Below are 18,805 nucleotides of genomic sequence, written 5' to 3' on the forward strand. Positions count from 1 at the left end.
GTGACTCCAAGCCGGTAAATCAAAGATGAATGTGGCGAAATGATGCGCGCCGCGCTCACATATTCGCGGCCGCGCCGACATGTCCCGAAACCTTAGCGCGGCAGCGCCTCGGGGAAGCTCTTCGCCACCGCGTCGAGGTCGACCCGGAGCAGCGCGTCATAGGAATCCGGCGCGAAATTCTCCTCCGCCGGGACCACCTCCCGCCCGAGCAGCCAGGAGAGCCGCCCGGCGTCGAGATTGCCGCGCGGGAACGGCTCTTCCCCGTAAAGATCGATCAGCGAGGCGAGAAAGAACGCGTCCGCCTCGAGGTCGCCTTTCTTCCGGTCCGCATGGCGCGGGCGCGCGATCAGAGGCGTCGCCTTCTTCGCCGCGCGCCGGATCGTGAACTGGAGATCGGTGCCGGGGAACCGCCCCGGCATGCCCCTGTGCTTCAGCACGCCGCCCCCTCCCCGGCCCCGCGCCGCCGCCCGGAGCCTGTAAATTTTTTACAGAAAATCACGTTAACCATTTTACACCCTCGGGGCCGTCGCCTCGGCCGTTTCAAACGCCGCCGGAGAGACGATCTCCAGCAGCTCCGGATCGTCGGAATGGCGCGCTTCGCGGCGCCTGATCCCCGGCGGCTGAAGCACCGAGGAGCCCGCCCGCGAGAGATGCGCGCCCGCGCCTTCATATTCGAACGCCGCCCAACCCTTCAGCACATAGACCATCTGAAAGCCGAGGTCATGCGCGCGCCGCGCCCCCGGGCTCTCCATGCCGCGAACCGCGCGAATGACGCGCGCGTCATAGGCGCCCCCCCGTCGCGCCGTCGATCCCGAGCTTGCGGTATTCGAAAAGCGGCCGAAGCCCCGCGCCCTCAACCTTGCCGGAATCGGCGTGGGAGATGGCGAAGGCCTGGTTCTTGTGGAGTTCAGGCATGACCTCCTCCGGGGCGGACCACGCCCCGCGCCGCCGCCGGGCCTGGCCCAAGCGAAGCGCGCCGCATCAAGTCAAGCCGGCCGGACCCGGCCGGCCGCCATTCCGAGAGCGCGCCGCGCCGCCCTCAGAGCGGAATATTATCGTGCTTCTTCCAAGGATTGCTCAACTTCTTCGTCCTGAGCGCCGCGAACGCCCGCGCCACCCGGCGCCGCGTCGATTGCGGCCGGATCACCTCGTCGATGAAGCCCATCTCCGCCGCCACGAACGGGTTGGCGAAGCGGTCCTCGTAATCCTTCACCCGCGCCGCGATCTTCTCGGGGTCGCCCAGCTCCGAACGATAGAGGATCTCCACCGCGCCCTTCGCCCCCATCACCGCGATCTCCGCCGTCGGCCAGGCGTAGTTCATGTCGCCCCGGAGATGTTTCGACGCCATGACGTCATAGGCCCCGCCATAGGCTTTCCGCGTGATCACAGTGACTTTCGGCACCGTCGCCTCGCCATAGGCGAAGAGCAGCTTCGCGCCATGCTTGATGACGCCGCCATATTCCTGCCCGGTGCCGGGCAGGAATCCGGGCACGTCCACGAAGGTCAGGATCGGGATCTCGAACGCGTCGCAGAACCGCACGAAACGGGCGGCCTTCCGCGACGAATCGATATCGAGGCACCCGGCCAGCACCATCGGCTGATTGGCGACGACGCCGACCGTCCGCCCCTCGATCCGGATGAACCCGGTGATGATGTTCTTGGCGAACTCCGCCTGAATCTCGAAGAAATCCGCCTCATCCGCGACCTTGAGGATCAACTCCTTCATGTCGTAGGGCGTGTTCGGATTGGCCGGGATCAGCGTGTCGAGGCTCGGCTCCAGCCGCAGCGGATCGTCGAAGAACGGCCGCGTCGGCGGCTTCTCGCGGTTCGAGAGCGGCAGGAAATCCACCAGCCGCCGGATCTCCGCCAGCGCCTCGACATCGTTCTCGTAGGCCCCGTCCGCGACCGAGGATTTGCGCGTATGGGTGGAGGCGCCGCCGAGCTCCTCGGCCGTCACCACCTCGTTGGTCACGGTCTTCACCACGTCCGGGCCGGTCACGAACATGTAGCTCGAGTCGCGCACCATGAAGATGAAATCCGTCATCGCCGGCGAATAGACCGCGCCGCCCGCGCAGGGCCCCATGATCACCGAGATCTGCGGCACCACGCCCGAGGCGAGCACGTTGTTCTGGAAGACGTCGGCGTAGCCCGCGAGCGAGGCGACGCCCTCCTGGATCCGCGCGCCGCCGGAATCGTTCAGCCCGATCACCGGCGCCCCGTTGCGGAGCGCCATGTCCTGGATCTTGCAGATCTTCCGCGCGTGCGTCTCCGAGAGCGAGCCGCCGAAGACCGTGAAATCCTGGCTGAACACGTAGACCACGCGCCCGTTCACCGTGCCCCAGCCGGTGACGACGCCGTCGCCGGGGATATGCTCCGCGTCCATGCCGAAATCGGCGCAGCGATGAGCGACGAACATGTCGTACTCCTCGAAGCTGCCCTCATCGAGCAGAAGCTCGATTCGCTCGCGCGCGGTCAACTTGCCCTTGCCATGCTGGGAGGCGATGCGCCGCTCGCCCCCGCCCATCCGGGCCCCTTCCCGCCGCCGCTCCAGTTCGACAAGTACGTCAGCCATGCGATTCCTCCCGCTTTCCCACTGTTTTTGCTGCGCGACGTCGGAGAAGGCCATAGCCGCAGCCGCAAAACTTTGCAAAACCGCAGTGACGCCGCAGCGACAAAAAATACGCGCCGCCCGCGCGCGCGCCTGTCATCGCCCCTGCTCATTACCCCCGCGTGGCGGAATACCGCTTTTCGCTGAAAGCATCTTGTTCCCATGGCCGACTATCGATTAGCGTTTAAGCCGGCGCGCAAGAGGAGGCGACAATGCAATTGACCGGAACCCGGGTGATCTCGGCGCCTCGGGACGTTGTCTGGGCGGCTCTGAACGACCCGGACGCTCTGAAAGCCTGCATCCCGGGCTGCACCGAACTCACCAAGACGTCGGAGACCTCGTTCGAGGCGACCGTGAAGCAGAAGGTCGGGCCGGTTTCCGCCACCTTTCGCGGCGCGGTCGAGCTCTCGGAGATCAACGCGCCTGAAAGCTACCGGATCTCGGGCGAAGGCAAGGGCGGCGCCGCCGGATTCGCCAAGGGCGGCGCGAATGTGCGCCTCGAAGAGGTCGAGGGCGGCACGTCGCTCGCCTATGACGTCGACGCCAAGGTCGGCGGCAAGATCGCGCAGCTCGGCGCGCGCCTGATCGACGGCTTCGCGAAGAAGATGGCGGATCAGTTCTTCACCACCTTCCAGAAGGTGGTCGAGGGCGACCCGGAGGGCGAGGAGCCGCCGCCGGACGACGCCCCCGCCGAGGAAAAGAAATCATGGCTCAAACGGCTGACCGGGTGATCCCGGGACCTTTTGAGCGCGACTGACACGCCCGACCGGGCGAGACCAAGATGACGGCGCCCCGCGTGGCGCCAGGATATCCAGGGAGGATGAGATGCCGAAGATTTCAATGACCGTGAATGGCGAGTCCGTGTCGGGAGAGGTCGAGGGGCGAACGCTTCTGGTTCAGTTCCTCCGCGAGCATCTCGGCCTCACCGGCACGCATGTCGGCTGCGACACCGCGCAATGCGGCGCCTGCGTGGCGCATGTGAACGGCGACAGCGTCAAGACCTGCAACATGCTCGCCGCCGCCGCGGACGGCGCCGAGGTCGTCACCATCGAAGGGATGGCCAATCCCGACGGCTCCCTCAGCGTGATCCAGCAGGCGTTCCAGGACAATCACGGCCTGCAATGCGGCTTCTGCACCCCCGGCATGGTGATGACCGCCGCCGATCTCCTGAAGCGGAACCCGAACCCCTCCGAGACCGAGATCCGCGCCTATCTCGAAGGCAATATCTGCCGGTGCACCGGGTACCACAACATCGTGAAGTCGATTCAGGCGGCTTCAGCCGCCATGATCGCGGCTGAATAGGAGGGGAGATCATGGCCAAGGACAGTGGTATCGGCGCGTCGAGCAAGCGGCGCGAGGACATCCGATTTCTGACCGGCGACGGCGCGTACACCGACGATCTCAATCTCGCCGGGCAGGCTTACGTCTATTTCCTCCGCTCGACGGTCGCGCACGGGAAGCTGAACGGCGTGGACACCGCCGCCGCGGAGAAAATGCCCGGCGTTCTGAAGATCTTCACCGGCGCGGATTTCGTCGAGATCGGCGGCCTGCCCTGCGGCTGGCTGATCACCTCGCGCGACGGCGAGCCGATGAAGGAGCCGAAGCACCCTGTGCTCGCGCACGGCAAGGTCCGCCATGTCGGCGACCCGATCGCGGCCGTCGTCGCCACCTCGCTCGGCGCGGCGCGCGACGCGGCCGAGGCGATCGAGGTGGATATCGAGGATCTCCCGGCCGTCATCGACATGAGGGCCGCGCTCTCCGGGGCCGGCGCGCCCGTCCATGAGGAGGCGCCGGACAATCTCTGCTACGACTGGGGGTTCGTCGAGGAAAACCGCGAGGCCGTCGATCAGGCGATCAAGAACGCGCATCACGTCACCACGCTCGAACTGGTGAACAACCGGCTGATCGCCAACCCGATGGAGCCGCGCGTCGCGATCGGCGACTTCAACGCCGGAACGGGCGAATCCACGCTCTACACCACCACCCAGAACCCGCATGTGACCCGGCTTCTGATGGGGGCCTTCGTGCTCGGCATTCCGGAGCACAAGCTCCGCGTCATCTCCAAGGACGTGGGCGGCGGGTTCGGCACCAAGATTCCGCATTACGCCGAAGAAGCGCTTTGCACCTATGCGGCGAAGGTGTTGAAAAGACCGGTGAAATGGACCGCGGATCGGTCCGAGGCCTTCGTCACCGACACCCATGGCCGAGATCACGTCAGCAAGGTCGAGCTGGCGCTGGACAAGGACGGGAATTTCCTCGCGCTCCGCGTCAACACGCTGGCCAATCTGGGCGCCTATCTCTCGACCTTCTCGACGTCGGTCCCGACCTGGCTCTACGGCGTGCTGCTCGCCGGCAACTACAAGACGCCGCTGGTCTACTGCAATGTGAAGGCGCTGTTCACCAACACGGTTCCGGTGGACGCCTATCGCGGCGCCGGGCGGCCGGAGGCCTCCTACGCGATCGAGCGGACGGTGGACAAGGCGGCGCGCGAGATGGGGATCGACCCGATCGAGCTTCGCCGCCGCAACTTCATCCCGAAGGACGCCTATCCCTACGATACGCCGGTCGCGCTCACCTATGATTCCGGCGATTACTTCGCGACGATGGACAAGCTCGAAGAGCTCTCGGACCTGAAGGGCTTCCCGGCGCGCCGGGCCGAGAGCGCGGCGCGGGGCAAGCTGCGCGGCCTCGGGGTCTCCGCCTATATCGAGGCCTGCGGCATCGCCCCCTCGCATCTCGTCGGCCAGCTCGGCGCCCGCGCCGGGCTCTACGAGAGCGCCACGGTGCGCGTGAACGGCGCCGGCGGCATCGTGGTGATGACCGGCTCGCACTCTCACGGCCAGGGGCACGAGACCACCTTTCCCCAGGTGATCTCGGAGATGTTCGGCGTGCCGGAGGACATGGTGAGCATCGTCCACGGCGACACCGGGCGCGGCCCGATGGGCATGGGCACCTACGGCTCGCGCTCGCTCGCGGTCGGCGGCTCCGCCATGGTCAAGGCGGCCGAGAAGATCATCGCCAAGGCCAAGAAGATCGCCGGCCACATGATGGAGGCGGCGGTCGAGGACGTCGAGTTCAAGGACGGCGTCTTCACCGTCTCCGGCACCGACAAGAAGCTCGATTTCGCGGCCGTGGCGCTGGCGGCCTATGTGCCGCACAACTACCCGCTGGAGGAGCTCGAGCCGGGGCTGGAGGAGACCGCGTTCTACGATCCCTCCAACTTCACCTACCCCGCGGGCGCCTACTCCTGCGAGGTCGAGGTCGATCCGGAGACCGGGGTCGTCGAGATCTGCGCCTTCACCGCGGCGGACGATTTCGGCAATGTCGTCAACCCGATGATCGTCGACGGGCAGGTCCATGGCGGCGTCGCCCAGGGCATCGGCCAGGCGATGCTGGAGCGCGCCGTCTATGACGGAGACGGGCAGCTGCTGTCCGGCTCCTACATGGATTACGCGATGCCCCGCGCGAGCGATCTGCCGATGATCACCGTGGACAATTCCTGCCAGACGCCCTGCACGCACAACCCCCTCGGGGTGAAGGGCTGCGGCGAAGCGGGGGCGATCGGCGCGCCGGCCACCCTGGTCAACGCCGTGCTCGACGCGCTGAATTCCGGCGGCCACAATATCGCGCATATCGACATGCCCCTGACCCCGTCGCGGGTCTGGGCGGCGATCGAAGCGGCGAGATAAGGAGACTTCGAATGTATGATTTCAACTATGTGAAAGTCGGCTCGATCTCCGAGGCGGTCAAGGCGCTCGCCGCGGAGGACGCGCAGCCGCTCTCCGGCGGGCAGACCCTGCTCCCGACGCTGAGGGCGCGGCTCGGCCAGCCCTCCGCGCTCGTCGATCTCACCGGCGTCCCGGAAATGAAGCGGATCGAGGCCGCCGGCTCCACCGTGCGGATCGGCGGCGCGGTCACGCATCATGAGGTCGCGTCCAGCGCCGCCGTCGCCGGCGCGATCCCCGCGCTCGCCGCGCTCGCCGGGCATATCGGCGATCCGGCGGTGCGCCATCGCGGCACGATCGGCGGCTCCGTCGCGAACAACGACCCCGCCGCCTGCTATCCCTCGGCCTGCCTCGCGCTCGACGCGGTGATTCACACCTCTGACGGCGACATCGCCGCGGACGACTTCTTTCAGGGCATGTTCGGCACCGCCCTCGGCGAAGGGCAGATCGTCACCGGCGTGACCTTCAGCGTCCCCGAGGCGGCCAACTACCAGAAATTCGTCCAGCCGGCCTCCCGGTTCGCCCTCGTCGGCGTTTTCGTCGCGAAGGGGAAGGACGGGGTCCGCGTCGCCGTCACCGGCGCATCCGAAGGCGGCGTTTTCCGCTGGACGGAGGCGGAAAAGGCGCTCTCGGCCAATTTCTCCGCCGATGCGGTCCCGGCCGCGCCATCCGCGGACGGCATGATCGGCGACCTTCACGGCTCGCCCGAATATCGCGCGCACCTGGTGCGCGTGATGACCGGACGCGCCGTCGCCGCCTGCTGATCGCGCCGTTAACATTTACCAGCAAAAGCGCCGGGCGTGCCCACCCACGCCCAGCGCCCCACCAAAACACCCAGACCCGGTTCTCCTGAGGCTTGGGCCATTGGGGCAGCCCGACAGACATATCCAAGATATCCGAAGGAGGGACGCCCCGCTTCGACTCATCGAAAGCGCGCCGTCCGCATCAGGGCCCTCGCAAATCCTTTGCGCCACCCCTTAAAAATGGGGGGCGACGCCGAGTTTAGTGGATTGGACCGGCGCGGCCGCCGTCGATCACCATATGTCGACCCTGCCGCCTGTCCCCGTAGCGAAGCGCGCTTACCGCCCGAGGTTCACTCCCCGGCGTCCGCCCGAACGAAAGGCCATCGGCTGATCATCTCGGCGGTCCACCCGTCGCGCGAACATCCAGTGGGCCGCATAGCGTAAGGGGCGGACCCTATGGCCCGCCCCTTATGCTGCAGTCCTCGTCAGATTGATCAGAGCGACCGGCGCGAAACTCCAATGATCTGGTCGCGGGTCAGTCCGATATCCTTCAGCTCGGCGTCGGAAAGCGCGCTCAAGGCGCGAACCGTCGCGCGGTACGAACGCCACGCGTTGATCCGGGCGACGAGCTTGTGGAAATGGGCGGCGAGGCCAATTTCGGGGCAAGGGGCGGTGCTGGTTTGAAGATAGGCCACGTTTCGGCTCCTGAGTTCATTGCGTTGTTGCTGTGCAGCAAATGGTGCACCGCACACACTGGCGCAACATACGTAAGAGCAACTCCGCCTTGCGCCCAACGCAACGCGGGTCAACCAGTCCTTAACGCGATCCGAGGCCGATCGGCGCGCTTCCTGGCCCATTTCCGCCATGCGGCCCCCCGCGCCTCGCGCCGACGCAGGACCGCCGCCCGCGCAACGTGCTGGAACCGGCATGCGACCTATCGTATGCGAGGGGCGTCATGCGTCTTCCCATCGCCCTCATGGACCCTGGATACCGGCTCTTCACCGCCGGGAATTTCTTTGCGCTCCAGGGAATGTGGGCCCAGAGGACCATCGTCGCGTGGCTCGCCTGGGAGCTTTCCGGCTCGGCGGGCTGGGTCGGGCTGATCGCGTTCTTCAGTTTCGCGCCGACCCTCGTCTCCGGGCCGATTTTCGGCGTCCTCGCGGACCGGAGCGACCTGCGCCACGCGGTGCTTCTCACAGAAAGCGCGCTTGCGCTCGTCTCGGCGATACTCTTTCTCGCGCTCATTCTCGACATGCTGACGCTCGGAGCGCTCTCCGCGCTTGCGCTCGCCCAGGGGATCGCGATCAGCGCGCATAACCCGATGCGAATGGCGCTGACGCCGCGGCTGGTCCGGCGTCCTGCGATCGCGAACGCGATCGCGATCGGCTCGATGAATTTCAACCTGGCGCGCCTGTCGGGGCCGGCGGTGGCGGGCTATGCGATCGCGCATTTCGGCGCGCCCGCGACGCAAGGGGTGGTCGCCCTCATGCCATTGCCGGTGATCGCCGCGCTCTTCGTCATCCGCGCCTACCCGGCGACGGGAACGCCGTCGCCCCGCATCGGCATCTTCGCATCGATCCGCGAGGGCGCGCGCTATGTGGCCTCGCATCCGCCGATCCGCTCCGCGATGGCGCTCATGGCGACGTTCGCGTCGGTGGTTCGGGGAGTCATGGAGCTTTTCCCCGTTATCGCCGACGGTATTTTCGAGCGCGGCGCCTCCGGCCTTGGAGCGCTGATGGCGGCGGCGGGCGCAGGCGCGTTCACCGCCGCGCTCTGGCTCGCCACCAGCGACTCGGTGCGCGAGCGGGAGGGCGAATCCCCGCATCCCCCGCTTCGCACGTATTTTGCCCTTTTCGGCGGATTCTCCGCGATGACGCTCCTCACCGTCGCGCCCACCTGGCCGGCGGCGCTCGCGCTCGTCACAATGATCGGCTTTTGCAGCACGATCGCCGGCGTCACCATGCAATCAGTGGTGCAGATCGCCGTCAGCGACGCATATCGAGGCCGGGTGATGAGCCTCTGGATCATGACCGGAATCGGCGGCGCGTCGCTCGGCTCGCTGACGATGGGCGCCGCGGCGGACCTGTTCGGGGTGGGTGTCACGCTCCGTTTCACCGCGCTCACCGGCGCGGCGCTGATCGCCGTGCTGCTGCTGCTCGCCGCTCACCGGCGGCGAAGCTCCCGCTCCAGCGCCTCCAGAAACCTTGAGCGCGCCGCTTTCGAGAAGGGCCGCCCGCCGCCGCCCTGACGCAAGGGATTCGCCGCCCGGAGATCCGTCATCAGATTCCGCATCGCCAGCGCCTCGCCGATATTGGCGGCGGTGAAGAGCGCCCCGTCATGCTTCATCGCGCGCGCCCCGGCCGAGACGCACCGATGCGCCAGCGGGATATCCGCCGTGACGCAGATATCGCCCGGCGCGATCCGCTCGGCGATCCAGTCATCGGCGGCGTCGGCGCCCTGCGTCACCACAACCACCTCGGCGAGGGGGTGAGGATTGGGGCGAACGCCGCCGTCCGACACGTAGACCACGCCGACGCCATGGCGCTCCGCCACGCGAAGCGTCTCCGCCTTCACCGGGCAGGCGTCGGCGTCGACATAGATTTTCACGTCGAGGCTCCGCCCGGCTCAATAAAGCACCACGCTGCGGATGCTCTCGCCCCTGCGCATCAGATCGAAACCCTTGTTGATGTCCTCAAGCGGCATCGTGTGCGTGATCATCGGATCGATCTCGATCTTGCCGTCCATGTACCACTCCACGATCTTCGGCACGTCGGTCCGTCCCCGCGCGCCGCCAAAGGCGGTGCCGCGCCAGGTCCGGCCGGTGACGAGCTGGAAAGGCCGGGTCGAGATTTCCGCGCCCGCCGGCGCGACGCCGATGATGATGCTCTCCCCCCAACCCTTGTGCGCGCATTCGAGCGCGGTGCGCATCACCTGCACGTTGCCGGTGGCGTCGAAAGTGTAATCCGCGCCGCCTTTGGTGAGATTGACGAGATAGGGCACCAGATCGCCCTCGACCTCTTTCGGGTTGACGAAATGGGTCATGCCGAAACGGGTCGCCATCTCCTTCCGGCCGGGATTGATGTCGACCCCGACGATCATGTCCGCGCCAGCGAGGCGCAGCCCCTGAAGCACATTCAGTCCGATCCCGCCGAGCCCGAAGACGATGCAGCGGGAGCCGATCTCGACCTTGGCGGTGTTGATCACCGCGCCGATGCCGGTGGTGACGCCGCAGCCGATATAGCAAACCTTGTCGAAAGGGGCGTCCTCACGGATCTTCGCGGCCGCAATTTCCGGCATCACGGTGTAATTGGAGAACGTCGAGGTTCCCATGTAGTGAAAGATCGGATCGCCATCGAGGGTCGAGAAGCGCGACGTGCCATCCGGCATCAGGCCCTGCCCCTGCGTCTCGCGGACCGCCTGACAGAGATTGGTCTTGGGGTTCAGGCAGTATTCGCATTCCCGGCATTCGGGCGTGTAAAGCGGGATGACGTGATCGCCCTTCTTCAGGGATTTCACCCCCGGTCCGACATCGACGATGACGCCGGCCCCCTCATGCCCGAGGATCGCCGGAAAGATCCCCTCCGGGTCTGCGCCGGAGAGCGTGAAATCATCCGTATGGCAGATGCCCGTGGCCTTGATCTCGACCAGCACCTCGCCCTCCCTCGGGCCTTCGAGATCGACCTCGGTGACTTCGAGTTTCTCCCCAGCCTTCGTCGCCAGCGCCGCACGGGTTTTCATATCCGGTCTCCTTCAGATTCCCGCCCGGACATTCGACGGTTTCGCCTCTGGCTGCAACCCTTCGCGCGGGCTGACGCCGAGCCTCGGATGAAGCCGCCCCGCGACGCTCCAGGCGATGAACAGCGCCGCCGCCGCCGTCGCGAAAACGGCGGCCAGGGGCGCGACCGCCAGAACCAGCCGCACGGCGCCGGGTGTGACGATACCGGAGACATCGCGGAAGCTGGAGTAGATCACCGCCATTTCGGTCCGCTCATGCGGGCGCACCGCCATCAGGAACGGCAACCCGCCTGAGACATCGAGAAGCACCAGAAAAAACGCGCCCATCGCCAACAGCGCGATGGTCGCCGGCGGCGCCTGATACGCGGCAAGGGAGGCCGCGAGGAAGCAAAGCGCCGCGCCGAGAAATCCGGTGCGGACCGCCGCCCGGACCGAACGGCGACGCATCCAGCGCAGCATGAACGGCGTCAGGAAAAGGCAGGCGTTGGCCATGGAGACGAAGCCCGCGCCCACCTCCTTGGCGTAACCCGCCTCGACCGCGTAGATCGGCATGTAGACGACATAGGCCCACCAGCCGACGGAGCGGATCACGGCGAAGAACCACCCCGCGATCAGGCGCGGCTGAGCGAGAAAGCGCGGGAGATACCGCAGCGGACTGGCCGTGCGCCGCCGCGCCGCGACGATCAGTTTGCCGTCGCCGAGCCGCATCCACCAGAACACCCCCAGAAGAACCAGCGCCGCCGTCGCGGCGATGTAGAAAGGCGCCGGCGGCCACAATGTCATCAGCCAGACGCCCAGAATCGGCCCGACCGTCCAGGCGAGACCGCTGTAAAACAGGCGAAGCGTCTCGGATTCGCCAAGATTGGCCCGGTCGATATAGTCCATCACATAGGCGTTGAAGCAGATGAAGACGCAGACCACCCCGGCGTTGGTCATGCCGAGGCCGAGCGGCGTCATCAGCGGCCCGCCCCGGGACGCGGTCAGCGCGCCCGCCGCGAGAAGAAGCGCGCCGACCGTGAACGTCCAGCGCCGCGAGATCAGGCGCGTCAACGCCGGCACCACAAGCGACGCCAGCAGCGCCGCGACGCCGATGAAGAAATACGCCTCCGAGACCGTCTCGGCGTCGCCGAGGGCCTGATACATCGCCAGTGGATAGACGGAGACCATGATCCCCCGGGCCGCCGCTTCGATCGACGCGAGGAAGGCGAATCCCTTCACCCCCGGCGCTGGCGCATGTCGCAACAACTCCGGTATCCGCCGCTCATGCGCCGCCATAGACCCAGCCCTCCGATTCGGTCCCCTATGGCAGGTTCGGAGGTGGTCGTCTCAGCAGTAAGCGACGTCGGCGCCGGTTTCAGGCGAGTCGCCAGCGTCCATCCGGAATATCGACATGAACGGCGATCGCGGCGGCGACGATCACCGCGTCGCTCCCCATCCCCCCGCCCCCGAGCCCGGCGGCGGAGACGCCGCCTTTGACGACGTCCACCTCGACGGCGCCGTAAGGCGGAATTCGGGCGATGACGCCCGCATCGACGCTGGCAGGGTCGGGCGCGCCGATCGTGATGACGACGCGCATGGATTTCGGGTCCAGCTCCAGCGTTCGAAACAGAGAAAGCGAGGAGCGCCGGAGCGCGTCCTCGACCGCCCTCCCCGCCGCCTTGGTCTGATCGCCGCCATGAAGATCGGCGCCCGAGCCAAGCTCAAGAATGATCCGCCGTTCGGTCATACCGCCTCCATATCGAACGAAACCGAAACGATCGCGTTGGCGATGAGCGTGAATCCGCCCGAAGACGCGGGCGCCTTGAGCCCGCCGACGACCGCCTCCGCCGTCACCACGCCATAGGGCGCGGCGGCGGCCACCTCCGCCAGATCGACCGATGCGGGGTCGGGAACCCCGACCCGAATATCGACCAGCATCGCCGATTTCGGAAAACCGAGCGCATCCGCCACCGTGAGCCCGTTCCGGTGCAACGCGTCCTTCACCGCGCGCACCGCCGCCTTGGTGCAATCCTCGCCCCGAAGATCGGTCCCGGTTCCGATCTCTATCGCCACCTGCCGCTTCATTCCGTTCCCCTATTTGCTCGTCGCCACATAGACGCCGTCCCAATCCGCCGGCGGCGGGGCGGCGCGGTATTCGGCGATCCGCCCGAGAAAGACGTCCACCAAGCCTTTCGGCGAGAACGCGTCAAGCTCATACGCCCCGGCGCGCCGGTACGCGGCCTCGGCGCGGTCCCAATCCTGCGCCTTGTAGGCCGCGAGCCCCTCCTCCACCGCCGCCTGAATGGCGAGAAAGTCAGGGTCCGACAGCACATCCGCCTCGCCTGCGACGGTCCAGATCGTCTCCGGTTTGGAGCGGCCCTTGACCGCGACCTGATCGATCTGGATCAGCGCGAAGGACTCTCTCACTCCGGTTGCGGTGGTGTCGCCGATGCAGTTCCAGAGCCCGTATTGCTTCGTGATCCCCTCGAGACGCGAGGCGAGGTTCACGGCGTCGCCGATGCAGGAATAGTCGAGCCGGGATTTGGACCCCATCGCGCCGACCGCGCACGGCCCGGTGTTGACGCCGACGCCGATATCGATCTCCGGAAAGCCGATGGAGACGAATTTCCGATTGATCTCGACCAGCGCCGCCCGGAACTGGAACAGAGACAGCGTCGCCTGCTCCATATGCATCGGAGATTCCCGCGGCGCGTTCCAGAACGCCATGATGCAGTCGCCCATGTATTTGTCGATCGTGCCGTTGTTTCGGATCACGACCTCGGAGAGCGGCGTCAGGAATTCGTTGATGAATTGAATGGTTTCCTGCGGGCTCATCTTTTCGGTGATGGTGGAGAACCGCCGCACGTCGCAGAACATGATCGAAAGCGGGCGAAGATCGCCGCCAGGCGTCAGATAGCGCTGGGGATCATCCGCAATCTGCTCGATCACCTCGGGCGACATGAAATGCGCGAACTGGTTCCGGACGGCGCGCTTGTCCCGGTCGGTTCGGACATAGTTATAGACCGTGAGCGTCCCCCAGGGCGCGAAGACGCCGAGCGCCGGGTAGACCGGCCCGAGCAGAAACCCCGAAAGATCGAACGCGAACCAGCTCGCCGCGCCGACCACGATCACGCCGAGCATCGCCACGACCCCGGCGAGGATGGTCCGGTTATACGCGAGAAGAAGCGACGCCAGCGCGCCGATCAGCACGATGAAGATCCGCTCCAGCCCCTCGCCCCAATCCGGCTTCGAAATGAAGACCGGCTCCGAGAATTTGGCGATCTGCGCCTCCAGATCGGAGATCTTCTCAAGCGCGGCGAGCCGCTCCTTCGGCTCGAGCGCGGGGAGCGCGGCCCGGAGTTCGTCCCGATAGGCGATGCGATCGGTCTGAAAAAACCTGGCGATGATCTCCTCGGCGAGTTCGGCGTGAACATTCACCCCCGCGGCGGCCGGCTCGAACGGCGTCGCCACGAGGTCGAGAAGGCCGGGCGCGGACGTTCCGACAAAGACCACCTTGCCGGCGATCCTCTCCGCCAGAGCAGGATCGGGCGCGCCCTCGGCGAGGATATCCATGGCGGAGACGACCCGGTCGGCGCGCGTCACGCTGTCGCCGGAATAATAGATATAAAGCCCGCCATCGGGTTCCACCGGGACCTCCATCGGCCCCACCCTCATCGAGGCGATGCCAGCCCCGGTCGCGCCGTATTCGCGGCTGGCGTCGTTGCTCTTGATCAGGATCGAGCCCGCCTGAAAGCCGACGCGTATCGCCTCCAGCGCGAGGGTCGGCACGATCTGATCATCGACCCGCGTCAGAAGCGGCACGCGCCGGATGATGTCCGCCCGCTCGTTTCCGAGCGAAAAGTTGCCGATGCCCGACGCGGAATGGCTGAGCAGCGGCAGATTGACGTTCGCGCTGGCGAAGTTGGGGATCACCGGGCGCGGGTCGGACCCGGAATAGGAGACCCCGGCCCGGGTCGGCGGGCGCACGCCATCGGGGTCGTTGTTGAGAACCACGCCGAGCACGGTCGGCGTCTCGGCGATGGCGGCGGCGAAAACCGCATCGTTGTCGTGGAGCGTCTCGTCAACCTTGATCTCGGCGGCGGGATCGTATTTCCGCCAATCCTTCAGCACCCGGTCGGGCGACGTGCGGTCCGGCTCGGCGAAAACCACGTCGAAGGCGATGGCCAGCGCCCCGAGATCGGCGAGGCGGCGGGTGAGCGCCGCCATTTCGGTTCGCGGCCACGGCCACTGGCCCAGCGCCTGGAGCGAGCGGACATCGATATCCACCACCGCCACCGGCACCGACGGGTCGACCTGCCGCGGCTTCCACCGCTGATACTGATCGAACGCAGCCTCGTTGACGGCGCGAAGCCCGGCGGGGTCCGCGATCTGAAGCGTCACCACCAGCGCCATGGCGAAAAGGCCGTAAAAAAACGGCCGCCACCGAAAATCCGATCGGCGCCGCCGCTTCGCTCCGGCCGTCCGTCGCCGCCAGACGCGATAATGTCGGATCGGATTACGAATCTTCATTCCACGACAAGCCCTTCCGACGCTTTGGCCGAACCTATCGTCGTCCGACGCCGAGGGCCAGCCTCAGAGAGGCGTCAGCTTTCGCGCCTGAAGGCGCTCGAAAGACGGCCGGGCGCGGGCCGCGATCTCGCGGAGATGCGGCGCGAGAACCGGCTCCTCCCTGGGCGGCGGCGCAAACCCGGACGACGCCAGAACGGCGCCATACCAATGCGCCGCCCAGACGCCGTCTGTCGGGCGCGGACCCGGCGGCCAGGCCAGCATCGCCGCGTCGAACGGAATATCGAGCGCGGCGACAAGCGCCCGCAACATCCCCTCGGGATCGGCGCGGATATCCTCCGCCTCGATCACCGGCGGCGTCCGCCCCGTCGCGCGCTCGATCCCGGCGATCACATCGTCCAGTTGCGGCACGCCGAGATCCTCCAGCGTCGGGCGCGGGCGCCCGGCGTCGAAGCTCGCGGCAACCCGCTCCGGCGCCCGGATCAGCACCGCGTGTCGGCACGCTGCGAACCAGCCGCGCGGGAAGCCCGGCAGCATGTGATGCGGCATATGCTTCTGATACCAGATCGCCCGACCGCCCGGCGCCGGGCCGAGCAGCGTCCGCGCGACGGCTTCCGGGTCCGTCTCATGCGCCGCGAGAATCTCCCGTTTCATCGGATGCTCGACGCCGGAGGCGAGATAGGCGGCGTAGAACGGCTCATCCGCCACGGCGCAATCGGCGCGCGCGCCGAAGCTGCGCATCAACGCGGTCGAAAGATTGCGCGGCCCGGACCACATCGCGATCCTGATCGGCGCGCCTTTCTTCGGCGCCGGCTCACCCATCACGCCCCTCCGCGGCGCGCTCCTGCAATGCGCTGTAAAGCGTGCGGAGCCGCCGAACCATCGGCCCGGGAACGGCGGGCTCGGGCTCCAGCACCGGGCCGAGCCGGCGCCCGTCCACGGTCCGGACCGGCGAGAGGCCGGCGAAGGTCCCGGTCACGAAAGCCTCATCGGCGGTGTAGACGTCGAACAGGGAAAACGGCTTTTCGAACGCCGGGATCCCGGCCTCGAGCGCGCAATCCAGCACCGCGCGCCGGGTGACGCCGCCAAGGCAGTACATGCCGGTCGAGGTCCAGATCTCGCCCCCCCGCACGATGAAGAAATGCGTCGAGTTGCATGTGGCGACTGCGCCTGACGGGTCCAGCATCAGCGCTTCGTCCGCCCCCGCTTTCGCCGCCTGGATGCAGGCCTGGATACAGTTGAGCTTCGAATGAGAGTTCAATTTCTGATCCTGCGCGTCCGGCGCGCTCCGCCGTATGGTCGAGGTGAAGAGCGACAGGCCCCGCTGGTCGACCTTCGCGGCCTTGTATTCGGGGATGATCACCACCGTCGGCGGCGTGATCGTGACCCGCGGATCCTGATAGGGGGTCGCCCGCACCCCGCGGCTGACCATCAGGCGGATATGGACGCCGTCCTCCATCCCGTTCGCGTCAAGGCAATCGAAGATTCGCGCCCGCATCTCCGCCGGCGGAATCATGTTCTCGAAATCGAGCGTCCGCGCGCCGCCGTAAAGCCGCTCCAGATGGCGCGTCAGAAACGGAATCCCGCCGCCCTTCAGACGAAGCCCCTCCCAGACGCCGTCCCCGAGCATGAAGTTCGAATCGAAGACCGAGACCACAGCCTTGTCCCGCGGGACAAGATCGCCGTTCACCGAAATCAGAACATCGGCGTTTCGCGGGTCGGCGTCGTACGCATGCGCGCCGTAACTCATGCCGCGGCCCTCGCCATGTCAGGATGCGCGGCCTGAAACGCGTCGAGCGCGGCGCAGCGCGCGTCGATCTCCCGCAATGTCGGATACGGCGCGAGATCCACGCCCCAGCGGCGCGCGTTGTAAAGCTGCGGCGCGAGGCAGACATCGCCAAGACCCGGCGCATCGCCATGAACGAACCCGCCGGTTCTCCCCTTCACCACCATCGCCTCCACCGCCGTCAGCCCCTTGGGGATGAAATGGCGCATCCACCGCTCCATCGCCTCCCCGCTCGCTCCGGCCGCATGGCGCGCGACGGAAAGGTTGCAAACCGCATGGATCTCGTTGGCGATCGCCGCGGCGATGGCGCGCACGCGCTGGCGCGAGGCCGCCGATTCCGGAAGCAGGCCGGGCTCCGGCCGCGTCTCATCGAGATATTCCACGATTGGCGCCGATTGCGTCAGCACCAGGCCGTCGATCTCCAGGGTCGGCACCAGCCCCTGCGGGTTCCGCGAGAGATTCGCCGCCTCGCCCTGCTCCCCCGCCAGCAGGTCCACCGGAACCGAACGATAAGAAATTTCTTTCAGATTCAACGCGATCCTGACGCGGTAAGCCGCGGATGACCGCCAGTAATCGTAGAGAATGACATCACTCATGAACGGCGCTCCTCTTTTTCAGGGAGAGTGCGAGCTTCCGGCCCGCACGGCAACCCGCTCGCACCTGAGTTCGGAATTCGAGGAACCAATACCCACAGTCCACGTTCTCCAGAAGTAAGAATTCAATCAAGGGAGCTCAAGCCATGGGTGGCATCATCTACCTCGTCGGACTCGTCGTCATCGTATTGTTCATTCTGTCCTTCCTCGGCCTGCGTTGAACAGAAAATGGAGCCGATAATGGAAACCGGAACACATTCACGACTTGAAACTCATTCCCCCCTCGAATGGGGCGCCGCCGCGGGCGGGGCGGCTCTGGCGCTCGCGATCGCGGTCGTCCTCACCCAGTTCGGCGCCGCCGCCAGACTCAGTCTTCATGAGCCCTTCCGCGCTGACGGCTCCGCGTCATGGAGCGTCTTTCTGGCCGGGTTATGGGTGATGCTCGTCGCCATCGCGAGCATGGCGGCGGGAGGCTATCTCGCCGGCCGGTTGCGTGCGCGCGTCGGCGACGCCAAACCTGATGAGGCCGAATTCAGGGACGGAGCGCATGGCCTGGTGGTCTGGGCGGTCGCGACTCTTGTCGCCGTGCTCGTCGCCGCTGCGCTGGCCTCGCCGGCGCTTCAGGCCGCCTCCGCTATCGAGCCGACCGCGGCGCAGGCTCGGATCATCGCCAATGCGGGCGCGATTTTCGGCTTCGCCAGCGTCGCCGCCGCCGCAATCAGCGCCGCCGCCGCCTGGTTCGCCGCGATCGAAGGCGGAAAGCACCGGGACGAAGGGCTCTCCGTCGACGTCGCCGTTCCCAGCTGGCTCAGAAAAGCGCGCTGATCCCGGACGTCCGCGGCGCGCCGCCGGGGGCGATGGAGCAAAGAGACTGAACAGGAAAGGAATACGCCATGTTGAGCACGGTCCTCGTCGTCATCCTCGTCCTTCTGCTGATCGGCGCCCTGCCGCGCTGGGGATATAGTGCGAATTGGGGCTACGGCCCCTCGGGCGTTCTCGGCCTCGTCGTCATCGTTCTGCTCATACTCGCTCTCATGGGGCGGATCTGAACAAGAGGCGCGCCGCGCGCTCCAACGTCAGGAGCGCGCGGCCGCCGCCACGGTGGAAGC

Annotated in this window: 21 protein-coding genes; 7 read left to right on the forward strand and 14 right to left on the reverse strand. The window is 66.7% G+C overall.

Annotated elements, in window-relative coordinates; genetic code table 11:
* Window positions 1–92 precede the first annotated feature (92 nt).
* The 4 genes from WG921_RS08765 to WG921_RS08780 all read right to left on the reverse strand — a co-directional run bounded on the left by WG921_RS08765 (window position 93) and on the right by WG921_RS08780 (window position 2,572).
* Complete coding sequence (locus WG921_RS08765; RefSeq protein WP_340108836.1) at window positions 93–437, reverse strand: hypothetical protein; 345 nt, start codon at window positions 435–437, stop codon at window positions 93–95.
* Between the two features lie 72 nt (window positions 438–509).
* Window positions 510–752, reverse strand: coding sequence for a cupin domain-containing protein (locus tag WG921_RS08770; protein ID WP_340108837.1), 243 nt, complete (start codon window positions 750–752; stop codon window positions 510–512).
* A gap of 28 nt (window positions 753–780) precedes the next feature.
* Complete coding sequence (locus tag WG921_RS08775) at window positions 781–915, reverse strand: hypothetical protein (RefSeq protein ID WP_340108838.1); 135 nt, start codon at window positions 913–915, stop codon at window positions 781–783.
* Between the two features lie 124 nt (window positions 916–1,039).
* Entirely contained in the window at window positions 1,040–2,572 is a 1,533-nt protein-coding gene (locus tag WG921_RS08780) for an acyl-CoA carboxylase subunit beta (protein WP_340108839.1), read from the reverse strand.
* 248 nt (window positions 2,573–2,820) lie between these two features.
* Here WG921_RS08780 and WG921_RS08785 point away from each other — a divergent pair, with 248 nt between their 5' ends.
* From WG921_RS08785 to WG921_RS08800, 4 genes are all read left to right on the forward strand, one after another.
* Window positions 2,821–3,339: a CoxG family protein gene (locus WG921_RS08785; protein WP_340108840.1), complete on the forward strand. Its 519-nt coding sequence runs from the start codon at window positions 2,821–2,823 to the stop codon at window positions 3,337–3,339.
* A gap of 94 nt (window positions 3,340–3,433) precedes the next feature.
* On the forward strand, window positions 3,434–3,910 hold the full coding sequence (locus WG921_RS08790) for a (2Fe-2S)-binding protein (RefSeq protein WP_340108841.1): 477 nt from the start codon (window positions 3,434–3,436) through the stop codon (window positions 3,908–3,910).
* Between the two features lie 11 nt (window positions 3,911–3,921).
* Complete coding sequence (locus tag WG921_RS08795) at window positions 3,922–6,297, forward strand: xanthine dehydrogenase family protein molybdopterin-binding subunit (protein WP_340108842.1); 2,376 nt, start codon at window positions 3,922–3,924, stop codon at window positions 6,295–6,297.
* 11 nt (window positions 6,298–6,308) lie between these two features.
* The gene (locus WG921_RS08800) at window positions 6,309–7,097 is read left to right on the forward strand and encodes an FAD binding domain-containing protein (protein WP_340108843.1); all 789 of its coding nucleotides are present in this window, start codon (window positions 6,309–6,311) and stop codon (window positions 7,095–7,097) included.
* A gap of 473 nt (window positions 7,098–7,570) precedes the next feature.
* Here the strand turns inward: WG921_RS08800 and WG921_RS08805 are convergent, their stop codons facing one another.
* The gene (locus WG921_RS08805) at window positions 7,571–7,771 is read right to left on the reverse strand and encodes a DUF1127 domain-containing protein (RefSeq protein WP_340108844.1); all 201 of its coding nucleotides are present in this window, start codon (window positions 7,769–7,771) and stop codon (window positions 7,571–7,573) included.
* A gap of 260 nt (window positions 7,772–8,031) precedes the next feature.
* On the opposite strand from WG921_RS08805, the gene WG921_RS08810 reads away from it, so the two are divergent.
* Complete coding sequence (locus WG921_RS08810) at window positions 8,032–9,324, forward strand: MFS transporter (protein ID WP_340108845.1); 1,293 nt, start codon at window positions 8,032–8,034, stop codon at window positions 9,322–9,324.
* Here WG921_RS08810 and WG921_RS08815 read toward each other — a convergent pair.
* From WG921_RS08815 to maiA, 9 genes are all read right to left on the reverse strand, one after another.
* Window positions 9,240–9,683 carry a YaiI/YqxD family protein gene (locus WG921_RS08815; RefSeq protein WP_340108846.1) on the reverse strand — a complete coding sequence of 148 codons (444 nt, stop codon included), beginning with the start codon at window positions 9,681–9,683 and terminating at the stop codon, window positions 9,240–9,242. The two genes, WG921_RS08810 and WG921_RS08815, sit on opposite strands and share 85 nt — an antisense overlap.
* An 18-nt stretch (window positions 9,684–9,701) precedes the next feature.
* Complete coding sequence (locus WG921_RS08820; protein WP_340108847.1) at window positions 9,702–10,814, reverse strand: S-(hydroxymethyl)glutathione dehydrogenase/class III alcohol dehydrogenase; 1,113 nt, start codon at window positions 10,812–10,814, stop codon at window positions 9,702–9,704.
* A 12-nt stretch (window positions 10,815–10,826) separates the two neighbouring features.
* Window positions 10,827–12,086, reverse strand: a complete 1,260-nt coding sequence (locus WG921_RS08825; protein WP_340108848.1) for an MFS transporter — start codon at window positions 12,084–12,086, stop codon at window positions 10,827–10,829.
* A gap of 79 nt (window positions 12,087–12,165) precedes the next feature.
* A complete protein-coding gene (locus tag WG921_RS08830; RefSeq protein WP_340108849.1) occupies window positions 12,166–12,537 on the reverse strand; it encodes a Lin0512 family protein in 372 nt (123 codons plus the stop codon).
* Window positions 12,534–12,863, reverse strand: coding sequence for a Lin0512 family protein (locus WG921_RS08835; RefSeq protein ID WP_340108850.1), 330 nt, complete (start codon window positions 12,861–12,863; stop codon window positions 12,534–12,536). Before WG921_RS08835 ends, WG921_RS08830 begins: the two co-directional genes overlap by 4 nt.
* A 21-nt stretch (window positions 12,864–12,884) precedes the next feature.
* The gene (locus WG921_RS08840; protein WP_340108851.1) at window positions 12,885–15,191 is read right to left on the reverse strand and encodes a CHASE2 domain-containing protein; all 2,307 of its coding nucleotides are present in this window, start codon (window positions 15,189–15,191) and stop codon (window positions 12,885–12,887) included.
* Between the two features lie 192 nt (window positions 15,192–15,383).
* Complete coding sequence (locus WG921_RS08845; protein ID WP_461786845.1) at window positions 15,384–16,106, reverse strand: sulfotransferase-like domain-containing protein; 723 nt, start codon at window positions 16,104–16,106, stop codon at window positions 15,384–15,386.
* A 25-nt stretch (window positions 16,107–16,131) separates the two neighbouring features.
* Window positions 16,132–17,067 (reverse strand): aminotransferase class IV, encoded by a 936-nt coding sequence (locus WG921_RS08850; RefSeq protein WP_340108853.1) that lies wholly within the window; start codon window positions 17,065–17,067, stop codon window positions 16,132–16,134.
* Entirely contained in the window at window positions 17,064–17,699 is a 636-nt protein-coding gene (gene maiA / locus WG921_RS08855; RefSeq protein WP_340108854.1) for a maleylacetoacetate isomerase, read from the reverse strand. The genes WG921_RS08850 and maiA overlap by 4 nt, the downstream gene beginning before the upstream one ends.
* A gap of 237 nt (window positions 17,700–17,936) precedes the next feature.
* Here maiA and WG921_RS08860 point away from each other — a divergent pair, with 237 nt between their 5' ends.
* Both WG921_RS08860 and WG921_RS08865 read left to right on the forward strand, forming a co-directional pair.
* Window positions 17,937–18,521: a hypothetical protein gene (locus tag WG921_RS08860; RefSeq protein ID WP_340108855.1), complete on the forward strand. Its 585-nt coding sequence runs from the start codon at window positions 17,937–17,939 to the stop codon at window positions 18,519–18,521.
* A 68-nt stretch (window positions 18,522–18,589) separates the two neighbouring features.
* Window positions 18,590–18,745 carry a DUF3309 family protein gene (locus WG921_RS08865; protein ID WP_340108856.1) on the forward strand — a complete coding sequence of 52 codons (156 nt, stop codon included), beginning with the start codon at window positions 18,590–18,592 and terminating at the stop codon, window positions 18,743–18,745.
* Window positions 18,746–18,805: the final 60 nt, after the last annotated feature.

This window comes from Paludibacillus litoralis (assembly GCF_037646705.1).
Taxonomy (GTDB): Bacteria; Pseudomonadota; Alphaproteobacteria; order Rhodobacterales; family Rhodobacteraceae; genus Pikeienuella; species Pikeienuella litoralis.

Bases quoted from the DNA above. Each gene is read 5' to 3' on its own strand.
- WG921_RS08770 (WP_340108837.1), bottom strand. From the start codon at position 752: ATGGAGAGCCCGGGGGCGCGGCGCGCGCATGACCTCGGCTTTCAGATG.
- WG921_RS08775 (WP_340108838.1), bottom strand. From the start codon at position 915: ATGCCTGAACTCCACAAGAACCAGGCCTTCGCCATCTCCCACGCCGAT.
- WG921_RS08780 (WP_340108839.1), bottom strand. From the start codon at position 2,572: ATGGCTGACGTACTTGTCGAACTGGAGCGGCGGCGGGAAGGGGCCCGG.
- WG921_RS08785 (WP_340108840.1), top strand. From the start codon at position 2,821: ATGCAATTGACCGGAACCCGGGTGATCTCGGCGCCTCGGGACGTTGTC.
- WG921_RS08790 (WP_340108841.1), top strand. From the start codon at position 3,434: ATGCCGAAGATTTCAATGACCGTGAATGGCGAGTCCGTGTCGGGAGAG.
- WG921_RS08795 (WP_340108842.1), top strand. From the start codon at position 3,922: ATGGCCAAGGACAGTGGTATCGGCGCGTCGAGCAAGCGGCGCGAGGAC.
- WG921_RS08800 (WP_340108843.1), top strand. From the start codon at position 6,309: ATGTATGATTTCAACTATGTGAAAGTCGGCTCGATCTCCGAGGCGGTC.
- WG921_RS08810 (WP_340108845.1), top strand. From the start codon at position 8,032: ATGCGTCTTCCCATCGCCCTCATGGACCCTGGATACCGGCTCTTCACC.
- WG921_RS08820 (WP_340108847.1), bottom strand. From the start codon at position 10,814: ATGAAAACCCGTGCGGCGCTGGCGACGAAGGCTGGGGAGAAACTCGAA.
- WG921_RS08825 (WP_340108848.1), bottom strand. From the start codon at position 12,086: ATGGCGGCGCATGAGCGGCGGATACCGGAGTTGTTGCGACATGCGCCA.
- WG921_RS08830 (WP_340108849.1), bottom strand. From the start codon at position 12,537: ATGACCGAACGGCGGATCATTCTTGAGCTTGGCTCGGGCGCCGATCTT.
- WG921_RS08850 (WP_340108853.1), bottom strand. From the start codon at position 17,067: ATGAGTTACGGCGCGCATGCGTACGACGCCGACCCGCGAAACGCCGAT.
- maiA (WP_340108854.1), bottom strand. From the start codon at position 17,699: ATGAGTGATGTCATTCTCTACGATTACTGGCGGTCATCCGCGGCTTAC.
- WG921_RS08860 (WP_340108855.1), top strand. From the start codon at position 17,937: ATGGAAACCGGAACACATTCACGACTTGAAACTCATTCCCCCCTCGAA.
- WG921_RS08865 (WP_340108856.1), top strand. From the start codon at position 18,590: ATGTTGAGCACGGTCCTCGTCGTCATCCTCGTCCTTCTGCTGATCGGC.